General features: G+C 39.9%; 1 protein-coding gene. It reads right to left on the bottom strand.

Annotated features, from left to right (window positions below; all coding sequences use genetic code 11):
* Positions 1-19 precede the first annotated feature (19 nt).
* Entirely contained in the window at positions 20-1,279 is a 1,260-nt protein-coding gene (locus QT992_RS33360) for an ISAs1 family transposase (protein WP_333271927.1), read from the bottom strand.
* Between the last annotated feature and the right edge of the window lie 151 nt (positions 1,280-1,430).

Here is a 1,430-nt window from a genome sequence, read left to right as displayed (position 1 = left end):
CAGGGTAAGAGCATCTCAATTAGGCTTGACACAAGGACTCAGAAGAATCTAATGTAGGGTCAAGAAAACAAGAAAAGAGAACTTGAATCATATAATCGTTATCCATAGCAGTGCGTTTCATTTTTTGTCTGAGACTGCGTTTGTAAGTCAGTTCTCGATTGAGGGCATTAAGAGCGATGCGTCGTAAAAGAGCAAAATTCCGAGGACTGTGGAAAGAGCGAATGCGACAAGCATCCTCAGCGAATGTACAGTCAAGAGTCCAATGAGCCTGGTTTTCAATACCCCAATGTTTTCGGATAGCCAGACCAATAAGTTGAGCATTACTGTGTAAAGAAGTCAAATAAAATTGCACCTCACGGGTAGTTTTGTTCCAGAGATGACGGACTCGTACAACCATGACAACGCTTTGAAGTCCTGCCCATAATCGGGGTTGATAAAGATGATTAATTGCAGAAACCGGAACCGACCAGACTTGACGAATTTCTCGGCGATGGTGTCCTTTTTCGATGCGTTTTTCATAACTGACATCAATGCCTTGAAATTGCTGAGAAGAAGCTGTTTCAAACCATTCTTGAACCTGATTGTAGAGAGTGGGATGATTTGCCTTGAGCGCCAAAACGTAATCTCCTTTCTTGTCGATAATCTTTTTGGCAATTTCTGTTTGTGTCCCCATTGCATCAATAGTGATAATGGAACCGGTGATATCCAGTAATTCTAATAATGCAGGAATAGCAGTAATTTCATTAGATTTATCTTCTACTTTCATCTGTCCCAAAACTAAACGTTGTTCACTCGACCAGGCACTAATAATATGGAGTGCCGATTTACCTTGATTTCGGTCATACGAACCCCTAATGGTCTTCCCATCTATGGGGATTATTTCTCCTCCCATCTTGGTGACAAGGGTTTCTACCCATTGAAGAAAACAACGATTCAATTCTTCTGGGTTAATAAACTCAAATACCCGACGAAAAGTGTCATCAGAGGGAATACCGTGAGGTAATGCCAAAAACTTTTCTAACCACTGTTTTTTGCTAATGCCATAATTTTCCATGTCTTCCCATCCTTGCGCTCCAGCAATTACTGCTAAAATCGCAATTACTAAGATATCTGTGAGTTGATGTTTCTTCGTTCTCTCCACTCTGGGATCTTTAATATCTTGGAAGTGCTGAACTAAACTTTTTTGAATACAAGCGATATCTGCCACTTCTGTTAGCTTTCTCTCAGGAGGAAAATTTTTCTGAGTATCGGCAGTTTTGTTGTCAAAGCCTTGAAACATATAGGGTATTTTTTGAGATTTTCAACTACAGTATTACTGTCATCTCACTGATCTGTGTTAGGAGTCAAGTGTGCTGTCTACACAGTCTCTTATGCTTATTTTGTTAACTTTGTCAAGTTCATATTATACCAAATTAGATGAGCTTACCCTG

The sequence above is a fragment of the Microcoleus sp. T3_D1 genome (assembly GCF_036700405.1).
Taxonomy (GTDB): Bacteria; Cyanobacteriota; Cyanobacteriia; order Cyanobacteriales; family Microcoleaceae; genus Microcoleus.
This window is presented reverse-complemented; position numbering and strand designations above follow the sequence as displayed.

Excerpts from the sequence above, each read along its gene's own strand:
- QT992_RS33360 (WP_333271927.1), bottom strand. The coding sequence starts at position 1,279 with ATGTTTCAAGGCTTTGACAACAAAACTGCCGATACTCAGAAAAATTTT.